The sequence below is a fragment of the Paenibacillus lignilyticus genome (assembly GCF_017942085.1).
GTDB lineage: Bacteria > Bacillota > Bacilli > Paenibacillales > Paenibacillaceae > Paenibacillus_Z > Paenibacillus_Z lignilyticus.
In genome coordinates this window covers 630,862-655,607 of sequence record NZ_JAGKSP010000002.1, presented here as the reverse complement: position 1 = coordinate 655,607, position 24,746 = coordinate 630,862, and the positions used below count along the sequence as shown (strand labels likewise).

At 50.2% G+C, this 24,746-nt stretch carries 19 protein-coding genes and 3 pseudogenes; 18 read left to right on the top strand and 4 right to left on the bottom strand.

The features are described from left to right. Nucleotides 1–35: 35 nt before the first annotated feature. Nucleotides 36–1,076, bottom strand: a complete 1,041-nt coding sequence (locus I8J30_RS07930; RefSeq protein WP_210656971.1) for an efflux RND transporter periplasmic adaptor subunit — start codon at nt 1,074–1,076, stop codon at nt 36–38. 235 nt (nt 1,077–1,311) lie between these two features. Between I8J30_RS07930 and I8J30_RS07925 the strand changes: the two genes are divergently transcribed. The 9 genes from I8J30_RS07925 (at nt 1,312) to I8J30_RS07885 (ending at nt 10,890) form a co-directional block, all read left to right on the top strand. Next, entirely contained in the window at nt 1,312–2,535 is a 1,224-nt protein-coding gene (locus I8J30_RS07925; protein ID WP_240547903.1) for an MFS transporter, read from the top strand. A 648-nt stretch (nt 2,536–3,183) separates the two neighbouring features. Continuing rightward, the gene (locus tag I8J30_RS07920; protein WP_210656969.1) at nt 3,184–3,369 is read left to right on the top strand and encodes a hypothetical protein; all 186 of its coding nucleotides are present in this window, start codon (nt 3,184–3,186) and stop codon (nt 3,367–3,369) included. A gap of 130 nt (nt 3,370–3,499) precedes the next feature. Beyond that, entirely contained in the window at nt 3,500–4,264 is a 765-nt protein-coding gene (locus tag I8J30_RS07915) for a DUF2087 domain-containing protein (protein ID WP_210656967.1), read from the top strand. Between the two features lie 45 nt (nt 4,265–4,309). Beyond that, nucleotides 4,310–4,726 carry a GIY-YIG nuclease family protein gene (locus I8J30_RS07910; RefSeq protein WP_091222029.1) on the top strand — a complete coding sequence of 139 codons (417 nt, stop codon included), beginning with the start codon at nt 4,310–4,312 and terminating at the stop codon, nt 4,724–4,726. Nucleotides 4,727–4,751: 25 nt separating this feature from the next. Continuing rightward, the gene (locus tag I8J30_RS07905; protein ID WP_210656965.1) at nt 4,752–6,026 is read left to right on the top strand and encodes an MFS transporter; all 1,275 of its coding nucleotides are present in this window, start codon (nt 4,752–4,754) and stop codon (nt 6,024–6,026) included. Nucleotides 6,027–6,249: 223 nt separating this feature from the next. Then, on the top strand, nt 6,250–7,185 hold the full coding sequence (locus I8J30_RS07900) for a TauD/TfdA dioxygenase family protein (protein ID WP_210656963.1): 936 nt from the start codon (nt 6,250–6,252) through the stop codon (nt 7,183–7,185). A 234-nt stretch (nt 7,186–7,419) separates the two neighbouring features. Next, complete coding sequence (locus I8J30_RS07895; protein ID WP_338044829.1) at nt 7,420–7,998, top strand: RNA polymerase sigma factor; 579 nt, start codon at nt 7,420–7,422, stop codon at nt 7,996–7,998. Then, complete coding sequence (locus I8J30_RS07890; RefSeq protein WP_210656959.1) at nt 7,995–9,545, top strand: ABC transporter substrate-binding protein; 1,551 nt, start codon at nt 7,995–7,997, stop codon at nt 9,543–9,545. Before I8J30_RS07895 ends, I8J30_RS07890 begins: the two co-directional genes overlap by 4 nt. Then, nucleotides 9,538–10,890, top strand: coding sequence for an ABC transporter substrate-binding protein (locus I8J30_RS07885; protein WP_210656958.1), 1,353 nt, complete (start codon nt 9,538–9,540; stop codon nt 10,888–10,890). Before I8J30_RS07890 ends, I8J30_RS07885 begins: the two co-directional genes overlap by 8 nt. A gap of 211 nt (nt 10,891–11,101) precedes the next feature. Here the strand turns inward: I8J30_RS07885 and I8J30_RS32920 are convergent, their stop codons facing one another. Next, nucleotides 11,102–11,185, bottom strand: coding sequence for a putative holin-like toxin (locus I8J30_RS32920; protein WP_276316109.1), 84 nt, complete (start codon nt 11,183–11,185; stop codon nt 11,102–11,104). 221 nt (nt 11,186–11,406) lie between these two features. Between I8J30_RS32920 and I8J30_RS33590 the strand changes: the two genes are divergently transcribed. The 4 genes from I8J30_RS33590 to I8J30_RS07865 all read left to right on the top strand — a co-directional run bounded on the left by I8J30_RS33590 (nt 11,407) and on the right by I8J30_RS07865 (nt 14,408). Then, nucleotides 11,407–11,550 (top strand): tyrosine-type recombinase/integrase, encoded by a 144-nt coding sequence (locus I8J30_RS33590; RefSeq protein WP_338044846.1) that lies wholly within the window; start codon nt 11,407–11,409, stop codon nt 11,548–11,550. Nucleotides 11,551–11,636: 86 nt separating this feature from the next. Then, nucleotides 11,637–12,146, top strand: a complete 510-nt coding sequence (locus I8J30_RS33935) for a Crp/Fnr family transcriptional regulator (RefSeq protein WP_338044845.1) — start codon at nt 11,637–11,639, stop codon at nt 12,144–12,146. Between the two features lie 224 nt (nt 12,147–12,370). Beyond that, nucleotides 12,371–13,804 carry a M1 family aminopeptidase gene (locus tag I8J30_RS07870; RefSeq protein WP_210656956.1) on the top strand — a complete coding sequence of 478 codons (1,434 nt, stop codon included), beginning with the start codon at nt 12,371–12,373 and terminating at the stop codon, nt 13,802–13,804. Nucleotides 13,805–13,946: 142 nt separating this feature from the next. Next, a complete protein-coding gene (locus I8J30_RS07865; protein WP_210656953.1) occupies nt 13,947–14,408 on the top strand; it encodes a DinB family protein in 462 nt (153 codons plus the stop codon). A 392-nt stretch (nt 14,409–14,800) separates the two neighbouring features. On the opposite strand, the pseudogene I8J30_RS07860 reads toward I8J30_RS07865, so the two are convergent. Further along, nucleotides 14,801–15,209, bottom strand: a pseudogene (locus I8J30_RS07860) (IS110 family transposase); the annotation flags it as partial. Between the two features lie 129 nt (nt 15,210–15,338). On the opposite strand from I8J30_RS07860, the gene I8J30_RS07855 reads away from it, so the two are divergent. The 3 genes from I8J30_RS07855 to I8J30_RS07845 all read left to right on the top strand — a co-directional run bounded on the left by I8J30_RS07855 (nt 15,339) and on the right by I8J30_RS07845 (nt 18,320). After that, nucleotides 15,339–15,914: a dihydrofolate reductase family protein gene (locus I8J30_RS07855; protein ID WP_210656951.1), complete on the top strand. Its 576-nt coding sequence runs from the start codon at nt 15,339–15,341 to the stop codon at nt 15,912–15,914. Between the two features lie 90 nt (nt 15,915–16,004). Then, a complete protein-coding gene (locus tag I8J30_RS07850) occupies nt 16,005–17,555 on the top strand; it encodes an RNA polymerase sigma factor (RefSeq protein ID WP_210656949.1) in 1,551 nt (516 codons plus the stop codon). A 42-nt stretch (nt 17,556–17,597) separates the two neighbouring features. Further along, a complete protein-coding gene (locus tag I8J30_RS07845; protein ID WP_210656948.1) occupies nt 17,598–18,320 on the top strand; it encodes a VOC family protein in 723 nt (240 codons plus the stop codon). A gap of 656 nt (nt 18,321–18,976) precedes the next feature. Here I8J30_RS07845 and I8J30_RS34390 read toward each other — a convergent pair. Beyond that, nucleotides 18,977–19,141, bottom strand: a pseudogene (locus I8J30_RS34390) (IS110 family RNA-guided transposase); the annotation flags it as partial. Between I8J30_RS34390 and I8J30_RS07835 the strand changes: the two are divergent. Both I8J30_RS07835 and I8J30_RS07830 read left to right on the top strand, forming a co-directional pair. Beyond that, nucleotides 19,116–19,376 (top strand): annotated as a pseudogene (locus I8J30_RS07835) (formylglycine-generating enzyme family protein); the annotation flags it as partial. The pseudogenes I8J30_RS34390 and I8J30_RS07835 sit on opposite strands and share 26 nt — an antisense overlap. Nucleotides 19,377–19,856: 480 nt before the next feature. Beyond that, complete coding sequence (locus I8J30_RS07830) at nt 19,857–24,275, top strand: S-layer homology domain-containing protein (RefSeq protein WP_210656943.1); 4,419 nt, start codon at nt 19,857–19,859, stop codon at nt 24,273–24,275. The last annotated feature ends 471 nt before the right edge of the window (nt 24,276–24,746 follow it).

Sequence of the window (24,746 nt, the reverse complement as noted above, 5' to 3'; positions counted from 1 at the left end):
AAGTTCTACACCAAGCGCACGGGACGCTTCTGTTATTAATTATCGACGATGACCTTCGTGCCTTCATCGATCCCTTTCTTAATTTCGACCTCAGCACTTGTCTTGAGGCCGACTTCAACGTCGACTTCTTTAACCCGATCATTCTCGATGATCTTCACGTAATTTCGCCCGAACATGCTGTTTAAGCTGCCGCGCGGGATGATGAGGACATTACTGCGTTTCTCGATAAACAGCTTAATGTCAGCCAAAGTACCGATCTCAACCTGTGGCTTCGGTGCATCAAGCGCGATGATGAGCGCCCTTGCATTGCGTCGTTTGATCGTATCGACATCGCTCTTAGGCGCAGTTGCAGGCGTTTGGATTACGGTTCCCTTGTAGGTCTTCTTATCGACCGTAACGTCAACCTCAATGCCCTTCTTCACAGCGGCGATCTTGGAAGCGTCCGTTGCCTCGTAGATGAAATTGACTTTATTCGGATTGGAGATGATTGCCATCGTTTGCAGCGCTTCTACCGTCTCACCTGGCTTGAGCTCATTCAGATACGTAATGATTCCGTCTGCCGGAGAAACCAGAAGGGACTTCTCATACTGCTTACGCAGGGCATCGAGCTGAAGCTGTTCTTTCTCCAAGTCGATATGGGCGAGTTTGGCTTCTTCCTCATCGCCGCCCTTTACGGCATCTGAGTAACGCAGCGAACGCTGCTCGACGGTAAGCTCCTGTAGTTTGATCCGGAGCGGCAAATCCCCGGTATCGAGCTCGGCAATCGGTGAGCCGGCTTTCACGGTATCTCCGGGCTGCACGTACAGCTTCTTCAAGCGTTCGCCGGATTCCGGGAACGAGACGGATTGATTCGTATCGGAAGAAGCGGTTGCGGTAGAGGATAAATAGAGTTCCATATTGCCGCGTTTGACGGCTTCTGTTTCGTGAATTTCTTCTTTCTTGCTTAAAATAGGGGGCTGGAGCGACTCTTCTTCGGCAGGAAGCAAGGAGCAGCTGCTGAGTATCAGAGCGGCTAGCGATCCCATGAGTGACATGCGCAGCAATGAAATGGAAGTACGATTACGGAACTTCGGCACGAGATAATCTCCCCTCATAATGGGCACTTATTGGAAGGACAAGCGTCACTACTATGTAAAGAATAACGGCACTGTATAGCGATGTCAACGATTACATTTCCAAATATTAGTTGGGAATTTTGCTTAAGAATGGATAATTGTCACTTCGAAGCGATTATGCTAAGGTTTGCAGGTAGACTAAGTTTCAACTTATCGCATCGCGGTAAGGTTGCATGGAGAAAGGTGGTTGGCGAGTTTGGCTACAGCTTCACCACGTACGGCTGTTTTGCAAACCGGTACGCTGTACATCATTTTGTTTGCAATCAGTGCTGTGCATTTATTGAATGATACGATGCAGGCCGTCGTATCCGCACTGTTTCCTGTCTTTGAAAAATCACTTCATCTAAGCTACGGGCAAATGGGCTGGATTGCCTTTACGCTGAATATGACTTCCTCCGTCATGCAGCCTGTCGTGGGATACTTCTCCGACAAGCGGCCGATGCCTTGGATGCTGCCGATCGGCATGGGGCTTAGCTTGCTCGGAATGGCCGGACTAGCTTATGCGCCGAATTTCCTTTCGGTAATCGCAGCCGTAGTGTTTATCGGCTTCGGCTCGGCGGTCTTTCATCCGGAAGGCTCGCGAGTCGTCTATTTCGCAGCCGGAGGGCGCCGAGGGCTGGCGCAATCTATCTATCAAGTCGGCGGCAATGCAGGAAGCTCGCTGGCTCCGCTGATGACGATCTTTATCTTCTTGCCGCTGGGTCAACCGGGCGCGATCTGGGGGACGTTACTGGCAGCTGCGGCTATCGCCATTCTATTGCGTGTTGTCCCTTGGTACAAAAGGCAGCTGGATCAGCATGGGAAGCCGGTTAAGAAATCTGCTAAAGCAGCGACTCAGAACGGCGCGGCAGGTCAAAGCCGTAGAGTCATTATTTTTGCCATGACGATATTGATTCTGCTCGTATTCTCGCGTTCATGGTATTTCAGCGGCATCTCGAACTTCTACAACTTCTTTGCCGTAGAGAAATATGGGCTGTCGACCAAGGCAGCGCAAGTACCGATCTTTATCTTCATGGCAGCAGGCGTGCTCGGCACCTTCTTCGGCGGCGTGCTCGCCGATAAGTTCGGCCGCAAGCGGATGATTATGTTCTCGATCGGCGGTGCTTCACCGTTCGCGCTGCTCCTGCCCCATTTGTCTATTGGGTGGGTGTATCCGGTGAGCTTCGTGCTTGGCTTCATCCTGCTGTCCGGCTTCTCCGTCAGCGTCGTGTACGCGCAGGAGCTCATCCCGAACAACGTCGGCATGGCGTCAGGGCTCATTACGGGACTTGCCTTCGGCATGGGAGCGCTCGGCGCTATCATCCTGGGGCATGCGGCTGAAGCTTGGGGGCTGACGAAGGTGATGAATTACTCCAGTGTCCTCCCGATGATCGGCTTATTGGCGATCATGCTTCCGCCCGATCGGCGCGAGGCGGCGTAAGCTAGTATAGCGATGCCCGAGGGGCATGAAGGAAAAAGCGGTAGAAGAGTATGCCCGAGGGGCATAGAGAAAGCAGCGGTAGAAGAGTATGCCCGAGGGGCATGGAGAAAGAAGCGGTAGAGAGCATGCCTGATGGGCATGAAGCTGCAATGGTGAAAGAGTATGCCCGATGGGCATGAAACCAAGCTGTCTCACAGGTGAGCAATGCGACTTGTGGGGCAGCTTTTGTGTTGAAAAATTGGTCACATGAATGATGTACGTGAACACGAGTTTACTATGCCTGAATCCCAGTTGCTGCCGCGCTTTTCGCGCTAACGAATCCTACAGTTCTTATTCGAGCGAAATTAGCCATTTATTAACTCTAACGAATCGTAGAGACGCTATATTGAGGAAATGGAGCGAAAAAGGGCTTATTGACACCAAATAAGGCCTGTAGGATTCGTTAGAAATACAAACCTCGTCAATTTGCTGAAATAAGACCTCTACGATTCGTTAGTGCGGGAGAACAATTAACTTTGGCTACGTACAGTCATCCCTACATCCGCCCCTTGAAACATAGCGTGCCAATCGTATAAGCTAGAGAAGAGCCGCAGGTTGCTGTTAGCAGCGGCGGCCATAACTTCATAATAAGAGGAGCGTGCATATCGCATGGCGAAGAGTACGGCGCGGAAGCAGCGAGATAAGAAGCTGCAGCAAGGCGGAATGGACCCAAGAATGCAAAGGGGAAATTGGAACGGTGTGAAGCCTGTGACGAGGGTGAAGCCGGATAAACGGAGATATGCGTATCCGAAGAATGACGATGATCGAGGCTTTAAGCATGCGGCTGCAGCTTAAAGATTGGATCATCGTCATTCTTTTTTATATCGATTTCCAGCTTGTTGCCAATCAAACGTTTATTGAAATAAACCAAACAAAATGATATATTATCTAGGTAATTATTAAACGAACGATGGAGTTGTTTGTTATGGACATTTCAGAATCCTTTTATACAGCATCGCTGAGCGAGCTGAAGCAAGGATATGTGTACCACGCGGAATCCGACAGCTATTACTGCTTAGTTTGCGGGGAACAATTTGAAGAGGGAATCATCTATACCGTCGATAAACGGATGATGGAAGCTCACAAAGCAGTCGTGAAGCATATTGGCAGCGCACATGGATCCATGCTTCAATATCTGCTCGAGCTAGACAAGAAAGCAACGGGTCTAACCGACTTGCAGAAGCAGCTCATCGGTGCATTCGCCTCCGGCTCTTCCGATGCAGATATTGTGAAGCAAACCGGCGGCGGCAGTGCGTCAACCATACGCAATCACCGTTTTGCGCTGAAAGAGAAAGCGAAGCAGGCCAAGCTGTTTCTTGCCATCATGGAGCTGATGGACGGCGGTCTTGCGCAAGGTGCTAAATTTGTGCCTGTGCACCGTACAGCACCATTGGTGGATGAGCGTTTTGCCATCACGCATGACGAATATAAAGCGCTGCTGAACAAGTATTTGCCGCAAGGGTTGGCTGGGCCGCTCACGGGTTTGCCGCGTAAAGAGAAACGTAAAGCAGCGCTGCTCCGCCACGTTTCAACCAGCTTCAAGAAAGGCCGCAAGTACAAGGAAGTTGAGGTCAACGAGCTGCTTAAGCGGTTCATGGCGGAAGATTACGTGACGTTAAGAAGATACTTGGTCGACTATGGTTTTCTGGACCGCGAGAGCGACGGAAGCGTATATTGGCTCAACTTGTAAGAAGACACCGAGCATGAATGGGAATGACTGAAGGAGGAATTTACAATGATGAACAGACGCAAGGAATTACAAAACGAATACGGCATGAAGCAGCGCGCGATGGGCGTGTTTCAAATCATCAATGACCGGAATGGCAAACGTTATATCGCCTCATCGCCGACACTTGATTCAGCATGGACCCGCCAGAAGTTCTCGCTCGACATGAACGGCCACATGAACTCCGCACTCCAAGAGGAGTACAGAGCGCAAGCAGGCGCAGATTTCAGATATGAGGTATTGGAGCAGCTCAGTCTTGGCGAAGAAGTGCGCAATGATTATAAAGATACGCTCATTCCCGGCACGGAGATCGTCGATCGCAATGCCTTAATGAACTACCGCGATTCCCTCAAGCGACTGGAGAAGAAATGGCTTGATCAATTACAGCCTTACGAGCCGAACGGTTACAACCGTCCGCCCAAATAGAACCGAATAAGGAGTTATGAACCAGATGAATACTAATCAAGCGGCCGGAGCAGCTGCGGGTGCAACAGCCCAAACTCCGCTGCTGCGGAACCGCTTTTTTCAAACGATCCTCATGTCGAATATTATGCTGCAAATCGGAATATGGGTGCGAAATTTCGCCATCCTACTATATGTGACCGATCAAACGAACAACGATCCCATAGCGGTATCTCTGATCTCCGTAGCGGAATTTTCACCGATTTTTCTATTCGCCTTCATTGGAGGCACCTTCGCGGACCGGTGGCTTCCGAAGCGAACGATGATTTGGTGCGATTTGATGTCGGCCGCATCCGTTGTGCTGGTGCTGGTCGCACTAGTGTATGAATCATGGGCCGCCGTCTATTTTGCCACCTTCTTATCTGCAACGTTATCTCAATTCTCGGCGCCCTCATCGATGAAGCTGTTCAAGCAGCATGTGCCGCAGGAGCAGCTGCAAAGCGCGATGGGAATCTTCCAAACGCTTATGGCGGTGTTCTTGATTGCCGGGCCATCCGTAGGAACAATCGTGTACCAAAACTTCGGCATTCATGTCTCCATTGGCGTTATGGGAGTTGCAAGTTTCTTATCCGCGCTTATCCTGTTCCGACTCCCGCAAGATAAAGCGATCACGCGGCGAGATCCGGAAGCGAAGCCAACCTCCGTCATGACGGAAATGAAGGAAGGCCTTCGTTATGTATGGGGCAGCAGAGTACTTCGGACCATGTGTATTACCTTTGCTCTGGCAGGCTTGTCGGGCGGTATTGCGCAAACGTTGGGGCTGTTTGTCGTGACGGAACGACTCGGACAGCCGAAGGAATTTTTGCAATATGTACTCATGATTAGCGGAATTGGCATGTTAATCGGCGGTGCTTTTATAACGGTCGTTTCGAAGAAGATGTCTCCGGTCAAAATGCTGGCGCTCGCCTTGGGCGTAAGCGCGGTTGGCACAGTCGGCGTTGGTTATTCCATGAACGTACCGTTTACGCTGAGTCTTCAGTTGATCATGGGCATGATTTTCCCCATGGTCCACATTTCGATCAATACGATTATGCTAAAATGGTCGGCGCCTGAATTTATCGGACGCGTCAGCGGTACACTAGGTCCAATGTATATGGGAGCTATGGTGCTCATGATGGCATTGGCCGGACCACTGAAGACAATCCTTCCGTTGACCACGATTTATACGTTGTCCGGATTATTAATGCTGGCCGGCGTGCTGTCGCTGGTGCCGCTGTTTAAGCGGCAGGCTCCTGAGCCGGCGGCAACAAGTATTTCGGCCTGAAGAAAAATTTCTCAATTACCTGTTGACATCGAAAGGGTCAACAGGTAATATCATGTATAAATCATAGTAAATCGATAGGAAAAGAATAGTTTGTTCCACCGGATTACCGGAGAGACCAATCATCGAGAGATGAGTGCGTCTCTTTTTTTATCTCTATTCCCTGTTCAGATTGAAATCCGATGGAGGTTCGAAAAATCCAAATCCAATCCAAGGAGGCAATACCATGAGCAAAGTAGAACAAAATGAAATCATTGGTCAATCATTCGAGGTACGTCCGGTAGCAGGCAGAATCGGTGCAGAGATTAGAGGGGTTACACTCTCTTCCCAATTAGAAGAAGAAACGGTCAGCTTCATAAGAGAAGCGCTGCTGAAGCATAAGGTTATTTTCTTCCGCGGGCAGCATCAGCTTGACGATGCGGGGCAGGAAGCTTTCGCTCAATTGCTGGGTGATCCGGTAGCTCACCCGACGGTGCCGATCAAACAAGGAACCGATTATGTGTTGGAGCTCAATTCCAATCATGGCGGTCGTGCCGATTCGTGGCATACCGACGTTACTTTCGTGGATGCTTATCCGCAAGCTTCCATACTGCGGGCAGTCGTTGTTCCGGAGTTCGGTGGCGATACGGTCTGGGCGAACACGGCAGCAGCCTACGACAATTTGCCTGCGGAGCTGCAGAAGCTCGTCGATGGCTTGTGGGCAGTCCACTCCAATGAATATGATTATGCAGCTTATCGGAGTAAGCCTATTGATGAGGAGGCGGAGACGAGATACCGCGAAGTTTTCGTGTCCACTTTATATGAAACGGAGCACCCGCTCGTTCGGGTACATCCGGAGACAGGGGAGCGGACGCTGATTTTGGGTCATTTTGTGAAACGTATCCTCGGGTTGTCTTCCACAGACTCGGCCCAATTGTTCTCGCTGCTGCAAAATCATGTGACAAAACTTGAGAATACGGTACGCTGGCGCTGGGCGGAAGGCGATGTCGTCATCTGGGATAACCGGGCAACGCAGCATTATGCGGTTAACGATTACGGCGATCAGCACCGCGTTGTGCGCCGCGTCACGGTTGATGGCGATGTGCCGGTCAGCATTGATGGCCGGAAGAGTGTTACCCGCAAGAAGGTGGGACCGGCAAGTCAAGCGGGAGAGTCTGCGTAAGAACCGATAGCGATTAACACCGATTGAAGTCTGGAAGCCTCGGATGGCGAGAAGCTGGAAACAGCTCTCGCTGCCGCGGCTTCTTTCTGTTTGCAGAAAATATACTCTACTTGCCGCTCATAGGTGTGTATAATGTGATGGTACTTTATACCATTTTCGCGTGCAAAATCATAGATTTCTATTTTCCGGATTGGATAGGGAACCTTTCTGGCACTCTATCGTCTACTTGGTGAGGTGAACGACTTGCAGTTTGATTACTTGAAGCATGTAACAGGCGGCTTAGACCGGCATGCGGTGCTGAATGAGCTTATGGCGGCGTACGGCAAGGACGTTTGGAATTTCGCTTTTTTCTACACGCGTTCCAGAGAGCTGGCCGATGATATTTCCCAAGATGTATTCGTAAAGGTGTTTCAACAGCTCTATGAATTTCGCGGGCAATCGTCGATCAAAACATGGCTGCTGGCCATTACCCGCAACACGGCGCGCGACGTGCTGCGGTCGGCATGGATCAGACGTGTGACTTTCTTTGGAGGGCTCGTCCGTCCACAAGAGCAAACTTCGCCCTCGGCGGAGCGGGAAAGCTTCGATAAGCTGATGACCGAGGAAATCTGGGCGGTTGTCTTGAAGCTGCCGCAGAAGCTGAGGGAAGTGCTGCTGATGAACAGTCATTATGGACTTTCGATGCAAGAAATGGCGGACATGCTCCACGTATCAGTCGGTACGGTGAAGTCGAGGCTTCATCGTGCGCGAGCTGCGGTTAATCGCAGTCTTACCCAAGAAGCGAAGTGGACTGGGGAGGAAGAATGGACATGAAAGAACCGTTAAACAGCTGGGAGCATAAGCTTGCAGGGAAACCTCCCGTGAAGAATGGGTTCACCTCAGAACTGGAGCATAAAGTGAGGGAGCGCATTCTTATGCAAAACGAGAAAAGAAGAACGCCGTTTCGCGCGGTTGCAGCATTCATGAGCATCATTGTATTGCTTGGTTGTGGCTGGTGGTTCCGCGATGATGTGTTGCAGCTGCTGAAACCGGATTCGGGGGAGAACATTCCGGCCGCACTTCGCGGTGATCCGCTGAGTGACGGGGAATATACGATCAACATCCATCAGTTTGCGCAGGATGGCAGCATAGAATATCAGATTAAGCGGCCGTTTATTATTCGTCACCCTTCCGTGAAGCTGAATATGATCGATGCGCCAAGAGATTTATATAATGATCCCGCTATGTTTAAAGCCTGGATGGATAAGGAGCAGCCGGACATGCTGCAGCTTCCGTTGAAACTGTTTAAGGAGCTGGCGGCAGACGGAAAGCTCAAGTCATTGGATACGATTGTGAAAGAACATCAATTTGAGCTGGGTACCCTATATGCGCCAATCGTTGAACTGCTGCGGCAGCTTGGCGGAAGCGGCGAGTTATACGGATTGCCGGCGGATTTTAGCACGATGGCTCTCTATATTAATGAAGATGCTTTTGCGAAACAGGGGATTCCGCTGCCTGAAGGCGAGATGTCGCCGGAGGAAATATTGCAGCTTGCCAAACGATTCCAAGGTACGGGGATTAGCGGACTCGACGCATTGGATCGTACGAATAAATTTGCGTTGACCGAATTCTTTGGACAAGTATCCGGGCTGCAGACCTTAAGTAAAGACAGTGGAGGCAAAACGGAGGCTACCGTCAATTCCGAGGCATGGAAACAAGTTTGGCAATCGGTTGCGGATGGATACCGGGAAGGCTGGATTACGCAGCAGAAGATCTTAGATATCGGCAAGAGCGGCATCACCATGAAGGATATGGGCAAGAATGATGCTTTTGCTCAAGGCAAAATAGCGATGAAGATTGCACCGAGCTACTACTATTCGAACTTGGAGAATTTTAAGTTTGAAGGCGTTATGAAAGTAAATTGGTCGACAGTTCCGCTTCGCGTGGACGCGTCCGCCACGAACCAACAGTCATTCTTGGGCACGAATACCGTGTACGCGATCAATGCGGCTTCAACCCAAGAGGAAGCGGTCTGGGAGCTGATTTCGTTTATTATAAGCGGCACTTGGCGCAGTGGTCTGGAGAATGCGCAGCTATACTCTACTTTATTAGCTGATCAGTCGGTCATGGATGAGAAGGACAGCAAGCACTGGAAAGCATTCTATGAGAATAAGGTAGATCCGGCAAAAGCGGCTGAGGGTTATAGAATTGCTTTCGACAATCGAGCGAAGGTGGAACTGGACGCTGCCTTGTCCACGCTTGGCGGCGAACAGATGGAAGCCGTTGTGAAAGGATCGAAGTCGGTTGATGCAGCGCTTGACGAAATGCAAAGCACGCTGGAAGCGAGGCTGGCAGGAAAAGGGGAACTATCACATGAGTAGTCGAGTGCGTCGCGCTTCATTCGCGTGTTTCATCTTCCTGCTGGGGGTTAGTTTTCTGCTAAGCGGCTGTATGGCGGATGATCGGACTGCAGGCGGTAACGAGAAAGAAGTCATTCGTATAGCGCTGTCTAGTAAGAGCAGCTATTCCTTTACGATTGGGGATTTTGTAACCGCTGCTTTTCCGAATTTCGAGGTTGAGCTTATCGAGATGGAACCGAATTATAAGTCCATATCGGAGGAGCAGTATGAGAAGAAGCTGAAAGAAGAGAAGCCGGACCTTGTTTTGCTCGGCTACTCCGGCCAATATCCCGGATTGGCGGCTCACGGCGTCTTGGAAGATCTGTCGGTGCGGCTGCAAGCAAGCGGGATGAAAGCGGATGACTTCTATCCCGGGATGATCGATAAAATCAAGCGCGAAGGAGGCGGCAATTTATATGCCTTAGCTGCTTCCTTCCAAGCTTCCGTTCTCTATTACAACGCGGACTTGTTTCACAAGTATAGGGTAGAGCTGCCTCGGAACGGCATGACCATCATGGATGTCATGCAGTTGGCCGGCCAATTTGCGAAAGCAGGAAGCCGCAAGGACGGGGTAGTAGGCTATCATCAGCCGTTTAGCAGTATGCCGCACAGCCTGCTCCTCAGTCTGTCCAGCTCGGAGGGGCTCCAGTCTTACAGCTTCCAAACCGGTAAAGTAACTGTGGACACGCCTGCTTGGCGCAGTCTGTTCGCAACCGTCGTGAATCTCTATAAGAATGGCACCTTCATGATGCAGGATGTCCAAGGGCATATGATCGACGGTACCCTGTATTTTACCGAAGATGATACGAATGAAGCGGATTTGTTTAAAAAAGGAAAATCTGCGATGACGATCGACAGATACAACAGCATCAAAGGAATGAAGTTCGAAACGGGTAGGGTTACGCCGCCGGTTAGCTCCATCGATACGAGCAGATCTGTCCATCTTGGCGTTTATGATTATATGGCGATCCCGACTGGGGCTCGGAATGCCGATGCGGCATGGCAAATTATCGAGTTCATGCTGAGTGATTATGTGGCGAAGGCCAAATCAGGCATTCAGGACGAGTACAGCATGCCAACGCGCAGGTCCTATATGAGCTATGATCATGACCCGGTGCTGGCGGAGCTGTATGAGACGCTTCCGAGCATCGATCGGAGCTATTCGCTCGAAGGGTATGATCCTAAATTCTTGGAACTGTTTCAGCAGCTTCAAGATCGTGAAGTGAAAGCAGCCGTTAATGGCGAGAAGAGCGTAGACGAATGTATCGCGGCCGTGCAGAAGGAAGGACAAGCATTATTGGAAGCGGCGAAACCGAAAAGTCAATAGCTATTCAACTCGCTCAATTAAGCGGTCTCATTTACGAAATGCATATGTTCAACTCCTGAGCAAATATGGTATTATATTGGCAAAGAAACGTAACAGGCAAAGAGAGTCGGCGGCAACCGACTCCCGGCGCGATTACCCGCTTTTAAGGGCGGAAGGCTGTATCAGGATATGAGATTATAGAGTAGACCGCATTCCTTCGCGAGAGGGCGGTCTATTTTTTTTTGAGGTAAGTGAGCATCGCGATAATAAACATGCCGAACGTGAACATCAGCGTCATCGCGTCTTGAACCTCCATGGCGTCACCTCCCTTCCGGGAGACTAGCCGACCGCCCTTGCAAGCCATTCATCGCTTCTCTATTATAAGCGAACGCTTGTTCGTGTGTCTATATGTAATTTGGTACAAGTTGGGAGGGGGATAACCATCCATCTTGTTGTGATTTTTCAGCATTGGCTGTAAATGTTTCAACATAAGCTGTAATTTTTGTTTCAGGATTAAAGGGGTATACACAAAAATGAATATTTATACATGGGGCAAATGTATACCCTCATCGCTTTCGCCATACTTATGCATGCCAGCTCCTAGATAATGGAGCACCTTTAGATTTTATTCAAGGCATGCTGGGTCATGAAAAAGCATCAACCACTCAAATATATGCATAATTGCGTGGAGAACGTCGTCGAGAACTATATCGTCGGTTCTTTTAGATGGCTTTGCATTTGGCTAACGGTAGAAGACACTTAAAGGCATACGATTATATAAAAACAATGCTACCGGCAAACAACATACGGTTTGCATTATTAGCGAGGGCGAGATGTTTGGAGAAGTAGAATCGTTTTCGCTCGGAACAAATGGAACATACGCGGAAACGATCGAGGAAACGATGATTTGTTCAATATCTAAAGAACAATTCGAGCCCCTTTTAAGGGATTATTCAGAGCTCTCTCTAAGATGTTTATCGGATTTGAGTATGAGATTGCGAGAGCAGGATGAATTTGTGGAAAAACTTATTTTTAGAGGCCTTCGCGATCAAGTACTTTACTTTCTAAGAACGCTTTCTAAAAAATGTAGCGTAGAAGAAAACGGATACCTAAAAATCGACATTCTGCTGACTCATCAAGAATTGGCTAATATGGTCGGTGCTACGCGAGAAGCGGTATCACTTATCTTAAGGGAACTATCTAACGAAGGTATTATCGTTACCAGTCGAAGAATGATTAAGATTCATCTTGAAAAAGCGATGAAAGAATTGTCATAAAAACTTTAGAATAATCGAGGTTTTATCGCGTAGGCTTGACCCTCATTACGCTTGGCATGCGGCTGAACGGGAGAATCCGTACATCTCGAATGTTAAAAGCAATGTAGATTACAGAACTGCTACTTGCTGATAAGGTATATTAATTTAACGGAATAAAATAAATAAAGATTTTATGCAACTTTAATCAGTCATTCGATAAAAATAATGGATGGGATGATGAATGAATGTCGAGAAATATCTGGATTCGCAAAAAACGTTTTATTTTTGTTGTATGTATTATGATCGCCATTATTTTCGGAGCAATAACATTGTCGAATTCAAACAAAAACGTGGATTCAGTCGTTCAGGAGACTGGAAACCTCCAGGCAGAAAATGCAACTCCACCAAATGCCCCGCCCGCCGTCACACAAACAAGCGATATTCCCGGATTTGTCCCGAAGCCTTCTCTAAACGGCAGTAAAGCGTCATACGATCTATCGTTGAAGATGACAGATGATCATTCTTTCATTGCGATTGCCAACATTACAGCCACGAATGTATCCTCTGATTCGTGGGACAAGCTGGAACTTTATATGATTCCGAATTTGGGAGGGGATCTAAAGATGGGTGAGGTTCTTCTCGATGATAGACCGGTCCATTATTCATTGGATAAAGCGGCATTGACGGTGAAACTTCCCGAAAAGCTGCCACCGTCCGCAACGACCCATCTAAAAATTTCATATCGTATAAAGAATTACAGTTATTTTAGCAACGATGGCGATACTTACGTCTTGGCTCAGTGGTACCCCATGCTTGCAACGTATCGTGGTGGTTGGAATTTAAATTATAATGCAAACAGTGAATTTGCCGACACGGATTTTAGCGACTTTACGTTGAATTACAGTTTATTCTCCGGATATCATCTTGTATCTTCCTCTCCGTCCGATGCAGATGGTGATGGATCTTCCGGGCAATTAAAAGCCGATCATATTCTCGAAATGTTCGTAGTGGTAACGAAGGGCATGAAGTCCGAATCCAAACTTGTAGGCGATACGAACATTCGCGTTTGGGGTTATAAACTCCCTCAGAGTACCAGTGACACCATTAAGCAAACAGCCGGAGATTTGCTTTCATTCATGAATGAGCACGTCGGACCTTACCCATATAAGCAGTTGGATATCGTAACAGGACAACATTTTGGGAACATAGAGCATCCGGGAGCCGTTACGATCGGCTTAGTCAGGCCGGAACATCTGAAGCAGAGAGTCGTCCATGAACTGATTCACCAATGGTTCTATGGCATGGTAGCCGACGATCCATACTATGACGGCTGGCTGGACGAGGGAATTACCGAATTTGCGACTTCAAGTTATTTAAAGCAGGATTCCTATTTATTACATTACTTAAATCTAAAGGGAAAGCCTTCGAATTTGCCGTTGGATGAATACGCGGAAAACGAGTTTATAAATAGTTTGTACGTGATTCCAAATTATAAGTTGAGCCAGTATTTCGATCAAACTCCCGACGATAAAACAGGATTTAAATTCCTGCACAGCTACTTCGAAAAGTATAAATTCTCGCATGTCACGACGCCTGAATTTGTGCGTTTCATGAAAGCATACTTCCGGATGAAGGACAATAGCTTCTTCCAAAGTTGGATCGTTAATGAATCAAGGTGAAAACAGATTCAGTAATCTAACTTAGTCCAACTGAATATACGATTCAAAGCGAAGCCGGAGAAGAGAGAGGAATAACGAAACGGCCCTTGCGACGATACGATTGTTCCCAAACGAGGCTTAATGCTGCAAGAATAAAATTTTGATGGAGGAAAAGCTAAGGTATCAAAATTATGAGTTTTCACGCAGCTATTTTTTGGCAATGATAGAGAAACTTGATGAACGTATGATGGATATTCAACCTAAGGGCTTCAATAATAACATTCGCTGGCATATAGGTCATGTTCTTACTATTTCAGAAAGTTTTATTTTTGGGGATTTGCAAAACCTGCCTGCCAATTATAAGGAATTATTTTATACAGGAACTAAACCTGATGACTGGAATCGTGACGTGACAAGTCTTCAGTTGTTGATAAAGCAGCTAAAGGAACAGATAGATCGGATTAATCGTATTCCTGAAGAACAGCTTCAGAATCCACAGGACACATACAAAGCTTTTGGCATGAAAACAATTGGTGAACTCATAACCTTTACATTTGCTCATGAAGTTTTTCATCTTGGACAAATTCATGCCATGAAGCTGCTGTTGCAGCGGAGTACGCAGTAAACAGAAGCAAGAAACATTATCTCTTGGTGAAGCCGATATAGCCGAAATGAGGAGAATGTCCCGACATTTGTGTCATTTATGTCGGGACATTTGTGTCGTTAGACAACTGTCGGGTGACAAGAACATTATCTCATTAAATGCCGCGTAAATCGTGGCTTTTTGCATTTATGGGATCAAGTTCTTGTCAAAATCAAATGACAAGAACTTGATCCCATTTCCGAAATTGACAAGAACTTAGTCTCATTGCCGACGAGAGACAGGGAATCCCATATTTAAGGCAGTCAGCCAGAGGTGACCCCGTCTGCACTTCGTTTTACATAATCAACGAAGTCGCCACGAAGGGGCTTGTTTGCCGATTTCATGCTGCGAAAGTGTAGGTCTCAAGAATACTTTTTCCACTTTTTTAAGAGCTCGGGAAACACAATGTCTACCCAGTGATGAATCTGATTAACCGTGCTGTTAAGACGTTTGGTAACCTTCTCACGGTTGGCCATGAGAATGCGCAATTCCTCGTAGGCTTCCGGATGGAAACGAACGGGGGAGTAGTACCCGTTTTTGATCATATCTGCAATGACGAGAGCGTCCTTGCGATCGCTTTTAGATGGGGTGTTGTCTCGGTTTTCCTTGTTCTTTTTGACAAGATGAGGATTAACCAAATCAGCTTCAATGCCTTGAGAGCCAAGCCAACCAGCCAGGCTGAAACAGTAGTGACCGATCGGTTCTATGCCAACGATGAAGTTGCTCAGTTTGTGGGTTTTGAGCAGATCCCTGAATCCAACGTTCGTACAACTTGGCCCCTTCATAAAAAAAATTTAGACGCCTGTGATAGAAAATGAAGTCCCCCTGTGTCTATAGGTTGAATCCCTATCGAAAGCTTCCCTAGCGGGTTCCTACGATTAGGAAAAAACCACATCAAAGGAGAAATGAACAATGAGAAAAGTTGTACTCGCCCTGCACGCATCGCTGGATGGCATCGTCGAAGGACCGAACGGAACGGGGGACATCCAATGGATTTCCTATGACGACGACTTGGCGAAACACGCCTATAACCTCTTTAAAACGGTAGACACAATTTTGTGGGGACGCGGGACGTATCATATCATGAAGGACTATTGGCCGACCGTGCCTTCGAATCCGTCGGCCAAGCCGCGCGATGTCGAACATTCAAAGTGGTTGGATCGCACGACCAAAATCGTGTTCTCCTCCACTTTGGACAACATAGACTGGGTCAACTCCCGATTGGTGAAAGACAATGCGGCGGAAGAAATCATGAAACTGAAACAACAGCCCGGCAAGGACATCATGATCCTCGGCAGCCCCGGGTTAGCGCACACTCTTATGCAGCTCGACTTGATCGACGAATATCAGATTACGGTGTCGCCTGTCGTTGTCGGCCGCGGTTTGCCGTTATTCAAGGGGATCGACGACAAGCTCCGCTTTAAACTGCTTGATAGTAAAACACTGCCATCCGGCGTCGTCTGCCTCCATTATCAGGTGCAGCAATAATCCGGCAGGAAAATCCCGCTATTCGTCGAATAACTTGGTTATCTTGATTGGGTGAGCATGCAGCAGGTTTCACCATCACAAGGAGGCATCGTGGATCATTCATTGGATTTGAAGGACTTGTTAACGCGTATCCGACAAGGCGACTATGCGGCATATGAGACGATTTTCAACCGATATCGCGCGGCGGCGATGTCGTGGGCGCAAAGTATCGTACGCGATCCCTACTTGGCCGACGATATCGTGCAGGAAGCGTTCATCCGCATGAAAGACAAGCTGCACCAGTTGAAGGACGATCATAAATTCGGCGCCTGGTTCCGTTTGATGATCCGCCGCATGGCGATCAATGAGATCCGCGGAGGGGACAACCGGCGCACGATCGCCATCGAGGAGATACTCGAGGCGGGACCTGCGAATCGCGGCCGGTCCGACGAGATCGGTGAGTGGCAAGAGCAGGAGGCCAGCGCCGAGCTGGTTCGCCGCTCGCTCGCCAAGCTGTCCAAGCAGGCGCGGGACGTTCTGGACGCCGCCGCCAATGAAGAAGCTACGCCGGAACAACTGGCGGACCGTTACAATATGAAGAAAAGCAATGTCTACAACATCCTCTCCAGAGCCCGGCTCAAAGTGAACGACGAGCGGTTCCGGGAAGAGATTGCCGCCTATTTACTGGAAAGGGAAACGCACGGTCACCCGAGCTCCTGTTTGCTGCCGGCGCCGACCTATCCGAGGCCTTATGCGTTCATCTCGGCCATGATCGGCGAAGCGCTGGGCACGGCCGAGATTACGAATATCACGTATACTGAACTGATGGGAATTTCGGCGGAGGCTTTCCGCGTCAATATGCCGGAAAATTGCGATTGGCAGGGCATACTGACGTTCGACTGGAGCTATGCGGCTTACCGGACCGTCGAACGGCTCGGCTTCAGCGGAGTTTGTGTCGGGAGGCCGCAACAGACGACGATGACGCCCGACATGCAGGTTCGAATGCTGTCAGTCGTCCACGGATCGGTCGATCGGGGGATTCCGGCCGTTATTTGGAATATGGAGCGGAACGAAATGGGCTTTGCCCACGGGTACGACGATCGTTCGCAGGAGATCCGGTACAAGGGATACAACGGGGAAACGTGGGTTTATCGTTATGACCAGTTAGGACGCCAAACCGACGAACGGCCGGTCTTCGTCTTCGGATTGCGAAGAAGGGTGTCGCCGCCTTCATCAGAGGATACGGTGCTTTGCGCGATCGTCGATCATGCCCGGGGCAAGGAGCCGCCGCTCAAGGGCTACGTCTTCGGTCTGGACGGTTATCGCGTCTGGCTGGAAGGGGCTCGGCGCAACACGCTCGATCTGAACGGACATGCTTACCAGGTCGCTATTCTGGCCGAGGCGCGCCAGCAAGCCGCAGCTTTCCTGGAGCTGCTGGCGGATAGATCCCGCGGTGCAGATCGCAGGACTCAGCTTCTGGCGGCGGCCGATTGCTACAAGCAAGTGAGCAAGTGGTTCGTGCGGCTCTACCCGCGCTTCCCGTTCGGCTACGGCGGCAGCCCCGCGAATCGGTGGCGGGATATCCAGGAGGGGCTGCAGGCGGCATGGGATGCGGAAGAAGAAGGCATCTCGCGAATTGAAGCCGTCATCGCCGGATCATGATGACAAAAATCCCAATATCCCAATTGAAGGAGGAAGTTCAACATGTCTCACCCGATCTCGCCTCGCGTGCCGTCCGTGTTCGTGCCGGTTCGCGATCTGAAGCTGGCAACCGAATGGTACGCCAATTTGCTTGAACGGCATATTATCCCGAGAGAACATGAAGACGGCATATACATCTTCGACTTCGACGGTACGGAGGTCATCCTCGACAGCAATGCCTGGGGGTCTCCGTCCACCATCATGTTCGATACGAAGGATATCGCCTCCGCTTACGATTTCTGCGCCGGTCAGCGGTACGACACATTGACCGACGTGTTCAGCGACGAGTATATCTCCGTCTTTACCGTCAATTCGAAACTCATTTGCCAGGCGCACCGGCTGACGGAATCGGCCAAATCGAAGCCGGCGCATGCGCTTCTGTCGAAGATCGGTCATGTGCTGATCCATACCGATACGTTGAATGAAACCGTGGAATGGTACGAAACATTTTTCGCGCGAAGCGCTGAGCCGGATTCCAGATTCCCCGAGCTCCACTGCATCCGGCTAGAGAAGGGCGCGCACCTGCTCTTCGACGACAAGCGGCTTTGCGAATCCGGCAAGCCTGTCGGCATTATCGAGACCTTTGACCTGGATGCGGCTCTGGCTCATGTGCAAGCCAAGGGAGCGACCGTCGCCCGCGGCATGGAAACCCGGATGGGCGTCCGCTGCTTCGTTTTCGGCGATACCGACGGCAACGAGTTTATCGTGTGCCAGACCGATGTGTGACGGAATTGCCGGCACCTGCATCCGCCTTAATTCGAGTAGGGTAAGACGGGGGATTAGTCCCCCGGAATCCCCGTCAAACCGTGCATGTTTACGCGCATTTTATAGGTTTTGACACAATAAATCAGAAGTATTGTCCAGGGCAGTAGAAAAACTGTCCTTTTTACGTTTCACATCTATTTCAGAAAATGAAATTCACAAGGCAAAGTGGTCACTTCAAATCCTGAAATCCAAACATTATCGTTCATGTGGATGAATTTTGGAGCATTTATCAGTAGACTAAATGCGAAAGAAGCGGTTTCGGAAGAACAGTCGGAGGCCGGGTTAAGAGGGACCTTGTAGTAGAGCCGGACAACATGAAGGCGTGAGGAAATAAAGGGGGGAGATTGCAACCCCATATCCTTCCATATACTGCACGCATTCTCCACGCCGCCCCTGGAGGTTTTCACTCCCATGTCTCAACGGGTCTATGCCCTCTCATTCCTTCGTTACGCCTTTCCAAGGGGTGGAGGCCGGTCTTGCTAACGGTACGGGTCGGTGCCCTTTGGTTCAACTGCATCCGGTACTCCGTGCTTTCTTTTGAAATCCCGCGAATAAGCCAAAATTCGTACGACGAAACGGTTGGATGTGCTTAAGCAGCTAGCTGTAGTGGCATCGTTTTTTTGAGGATTGTACGCTTCACGGCTGCGAGCCATGCCAACGAGTATGCGTGCTAATTTACCAAACAGTTTCATAATGGACCTCATTTTCTTCATCTTCTTCACCTGCACATTATGTGCGTGCATCGCTTGAAATTCCGGATTATTCATGACCAAACTCATCGTATGGGAGTTTTGCTCGGAATGGTTCGGCAGCTCTCACGTCAATGGCAACGCGTCGGGGGAAAGCTGCGTCAACCCGCGAGGACCTTCCAAAGGGATTAGCAAAGTAATGAAAGGCGGCTCCTACCTTTGTCATCGCTCCTACTGCAACCGGTACAGGGTTGCGGCAAGAAGCTCTAACACGCCGGACAGCACGGCCGGCAACATGGGCTTCCGTTGCGTGCGCAACGCGCATTGAACCGTGCGCCCGTCTAGTCTAGGCACATGGCTTAAGAAGCCGCTTTTCATCACAGAGGATCGAACGCACGTTCTTGCCAAGTGGTGAAGTCATGTCGGTTGACAAGAACATTATTTAGAGCTGGAAAGTAATACGTAAGAGGCAAGGGGATTCCCCTTTGCCTCTTTTCTGTTTATCGGCGCAGGTAAATAACCTAACGTCAATATGTGATAAATTATTACACAACATTGCATCGAAATACCTAAAAGGAGCGTAAAAACTAGTTCTATGGCAGTTAAATGATAAGTTTTAGCAAAGAAATGATTGATAAATGGAAAATGTTCGAGTATTATGTACCTGACAATATATCAGAAAATTAAGTTTTATGTCTTGTTTCATTTAATAAATCTATCTACTAATAGATAGAATAACAACTTTTTAGTTGTATATGAACCTTTCTTTGAAAAGGGTTACATATAAAATTGATTTAGGAGGAAAGTCATGCATCATCGGAAGGTTGTCAGACAAGCTCTATCATTATCGCTCGTATTAACAGTACTCATTGGTTCGTTGTTCGGCAGCATGGCTTTTGCCTCGCCAAGCACGAGTATCGGCGTCGAGCCGGGAACCGCGCATGAACAACCGGCCGTTCAGGATGCCGCGTCCGCGCAGTTCGACACGCTGACGCCAAGCGAGTCGAAGGTTGCCTTCGCCTTGTCGGAGGGAAGCCATCCGGTGACGGTCGAAGCGAAGTATAAGGACGGTTCGGCGAAAGACGTGACGACGCAAGGCGCTTGGATGTCCATGAATCCAGCCGTCGCCGTCGTCGACCGGGGCGTCATTACGGCCAAAGCGGCCGGAACGACGGAAGTGCGCCTCAATCTCGGCGACGCCGTCGTCAACGTTCCTGTTACGATCACCGCAGGCGCCGGAGCGCCGGAAGCGGCAGAGCCTTCGGAGCCGACGCTTGTCACATACCTGCTGTCCACGCTGAACGTGTTCGTCGAGGCGGATACGAACTATCCGCTTCATCTGCATGGGACGTTCACGGACGGGTCGACGCGGGATATTACGGCCGATGCCGTCTGGAGCACGGACGATGCCGCGGTTGCGACCGTTTCGCACGGCATGATCAAGGGCATCAAGGGCGGGGCTTCGACGTTCATCCGTGTAAAATACGGCAGCATGCCGACACTGTCGATCGCGGTCACCGTTCAGAAGGATCCGATTCCGTTTCAGTTGTTCGGTCTTATGATGTCGGAAAGCGTACTGAAGATCATGGAGACCGACGCGCCACATAAAATCTATGCGGACCTGGAATATCCCGATCAGGATCTTTACGAGGTGACGAATCTTGGCAAATGGTATTCGTCTAATGAATCCATAGCCACTGTCGACCAGAACGGCGTCATTACGCCGGTCGGCAAAGGCATGGCCTATATTTACTTCGAATATAAGTATACGGCGCCGTCCGGCACGGAAGGCGAAGAAGGCTATGACGACGGCCTGCTTGTCAATGCCGTGCAGGTGTTCGTCGGCGGACCGTTCAAGCTGGAGCGCTATACGCCGGACATGATGGCGCAGCTGGAGCTGGACACGCCTATTTCACTCCCGCCGCGGAGCTATCAGGAAATTACGATCATGGGCGTTTACTCCGAGGATCCTCGGACTGGCCAAAACTATAACGAAGATGACGTCACGGGCGATATCGAATGGACTGTCGCGGATAAATCCATCGTGTCCATCAACGACTCCGGCCGTATCTTTGCAGGCGGCAAGGAAGGCACGACGACCATTACAGGCCATTATTTAGCGCTCGAACCGTTCACGTTCAACGTGACGGTGACGAAGGCCGCTGCTGCAAACAAGGTGCTGAATTTGGTAGCTGAGCCGACCTTCGTGGAAATTAAGGATGGCAAACCTGTTCAGCCGCCGATCATCAAAGCCATTTACAATGACGGCACAGTTGAAGACGTCACGTCAAAAATCGCCGACAGCGATTGGCTCGCTTCCGATGCATCGGTAGCGTACCACAGCGACAACGGTACGATCGTTGCTGAATCCGTCGGCTCGGCCGTTCTCGGCGCGATCTACAATAATGAAGTTGCCATTATACCTGTTATCGTGAAGCAAGCAGATCCGAAGACGGCGGTCTCCCTTTCCGTTACGCCAGATTCGCTGAACTTGCAGCTCGGCAAGCATGAAGCGTTGTCAGTCGAAGCGGTCATGTCCGGCGGCGAGACGCTGAATAAAACACAGGCAGCTGTCTATCGCTCGGCCAACCTGCAGGTGGTCTCCGTTAACCGCAAGGGAGAGATCACAGCTGTCGGTAAAGGAACGGCAGCTATCGAGGTGTCGTACGGCGGACAGAAGCAATCGGTCACGATTGAGGTTGCTGCTTCCGAGGGATTGCCGCCGGTTGCAGAGACACCGAAGCAGATTACCGGTATTACTGTAAGTGATCCGAAAATAACGCTGGATGTTACGGCTGGCCCTCGCCCGGTTACCGTGCAGGCTGACTACAGTGACGGCACGAGTGCGGACGTAACCGCGCAAGGCAAGTGGTCGACGCAGGATGCCGGCGTGGTTACGGTTAAGGACGGCGTCTTGACGCCGGTGGCTCCGGGCTCTACCCGCGTGCATCTGGTACTGGACGGCGCAGTCATTGCAGTTCGCGTCACCGTTAAGGAAGGCGACTACTCCTCCAACGTCAGAGTGGCAGACGAAGGCGCGGCAGCGGAACCGACGGTTGACGCGCTGCTTCTGTCGACCACAAAGATTTTGGTGCAGAAAGGGGCTAAATTCCCCGTCCAGCTGCTCGCTGTCAAGAGTGACGGCACGACGGAGGACGTGAGTGACCAAGCAGCATGGTCGGTCTATGATACCGAAATTGCCGACGTGGTGAAGGATAACGGCGCAGTCAGCATCCTCGGAAAATCGACGGGTGACGTTAATCCAGATCCGGGCTATCAGAAGTTTGGCAGAACGACACTTACCGTCGGATACGGCGATTTTACGCCGACGATCGTGAACGTGTCCGTTAGCGAGCAGCCGGATCAGCCCGACGTGCTCGACATCGGCTTCCGGACTTCCGACTATTCGTGGAACTTTGACGGCGCGTCCTTCAGATTGTACAACGGACAATCGCCATACGAGTTGAAGCCATTCGCTTTGGATACGACGGGTGATACCTACCCGGTGGAAGACGGAGCGTGGACATTCTCGCAGCCGGGCGTCGTGAACGTCAACACGGACAACGGCTTTGAGGCCGTAGGAACCGGGGAGACGGATGCTGTGTTCACGTACGAGCGTTACGGCGTGACCTATAAGCGTACGCTTCACTTCGAGGTTGTCGACCTGGAAGGCATCGCAGCCGATGCGGACGAAGCGGCTGGCGTCTATTCTGTCGACGTTCATCCGCAAGGTTCCTCGCTCGTCGGCTTGAATGAAACGTATACGGATAAAGACGGGCAATCGTATACCGACCCTCTATCCGGGTTCGTCGATTGGCAGATCGATGATCCTGATCTCGTCGCCGTTTACAACGAGCAGCCTTATGTTCGTTTTGTCGCTGGGACGAAAGAGGGCACGACGCGGGTGACTGGGGAGTACTTCGGCCATACGATCGCATTCGACGTGACGGTGACGAAGAACCCGATCAAGCCGAAAATCATGACGCTTGTCGCAGATCCAACGTATTACGTGTTCGATGATGCCGACGATCAGCCGGTTGTTCCGGTGGTCAAAGCCATCTATAGTGACGCGACCGTTCAGACACTGAACAATGCGGATCTGACGTGGTTCAGCGGCGAGCCGACGATTGCCGATCTTACGGAGGACGGCAAAATTACGCGGACGAACCGTAAAGGCGGAACCAACGTCGTTGGCCAATACAAGGGTATCGGAGTCAGAATACCGGTAATCGCGACGTATTCGGATGCGACGCCGGTGGCTACAGGCTTGACAATTACGCCTGACTTGAATTCGATGACGGTCGGCGGAACGCAACAGTTGAAGGCAACGGCAACGATGAGCGATCTAAGCGAACCTGTTGTGACGGATCTCGCGATGTTCGAATCGAAAAATCCGGACGTGGTTACCGTCAGCAACGATGGTCTCGTAACCGCCGTTAAGCCGGGTACGGCGAAGCTGCGCGTTTACTATTGGGGTTTCAATGAATACCTGACGATTACGGTTACGCAAGCTAATACGGGCGGTTCGGGCCCGATTGTAACGCCTCCGTCGCCTCCAGTAACGGATCCGGTTACGGATCCGACACCGGTCACGCCGACGCCAGAAACCCCTGTATTGAACGCTTCCGTGGATGGTGCGGCGGTGAAAGATCGGATCGGCAAAGCAAAGGCCGATGCGACGTCCGTTACGTTCAGCGACGTTCCGTCTACTTCTTGGAGCGCTTCGTCCATCGAATTGGCTTCGAAAGCCGGGTTTGTCCAAGGTTACGCGGACGGCTCGTTCCTGCCGAAGAAGAACGTGACGCGCGCCGAATTTGCTTCGATGCTTGCGAATGCGTTTGGCCTGACTGGATCGGCTAAGGTCTCGTTCACAGATGTGAAAGACGACCACTGGGCACATGGCGCGATCAGCGCACTGGAAGCCTTGGGCTTCATTAAGGGCTACGGCGACGGCACCTTTAAGCTGAACCAGCAGATTACCCGTGCAGAAATGATAACGATTCTTGCTAAGGTCATCGACTTTGGCAAAGCCACTCATACCAGCACGTTTACCGATTTGAATAATCATTGGGCAGCTAAAGCGATTGATGCATTGACTGAAGCAGGCGTCGTGAAAGGCAGAGGGGAACATACCTTTGCACCGAATGCGAATGCAACGCGCGAAGAGGCTGTTGTCCTCATCCTGCGTGCGCTGAATGCGAGCTTGGATTTAGGGTTAACCGAATAAGCAGCTTGGCAAGGAGAGAAGGAAGCGCAGATGCGCTTCCTTTTTTCTATGTAACGGTTCCGTCAAATGAGGACCCCTGAAAATTGAAAATACGTTCGCGATAACGCTGGAATTACTGTAACATTTAGGAAAATAAAATCGTCTATGAGTCTATGGATTGAAACATGCTGCTTTTAAATTACGCTATGAAGGAAATAAGCCCTATGCACGGTTGGATATCGATATTTGGAAAGACGGCAAGAAAACAGCCTCAGCCAGCTCCATCGGGGATTTGTTCTATAGTTCGGATGGCCGCGGAGGCCGTCAGATCGAAGTGATGATCGCCGTCGATACCGTTCCCGTCGAAGGAAAGGAAGAGCTCCGCATCGTTAAAGTCAATACGATTGATGACAAGGGCTCAAGCCTGGCGACCTTTACGGCGACATGGGATAAACGGTTAACCTCACGAGGATTGCTTCAGACTGCAGAACG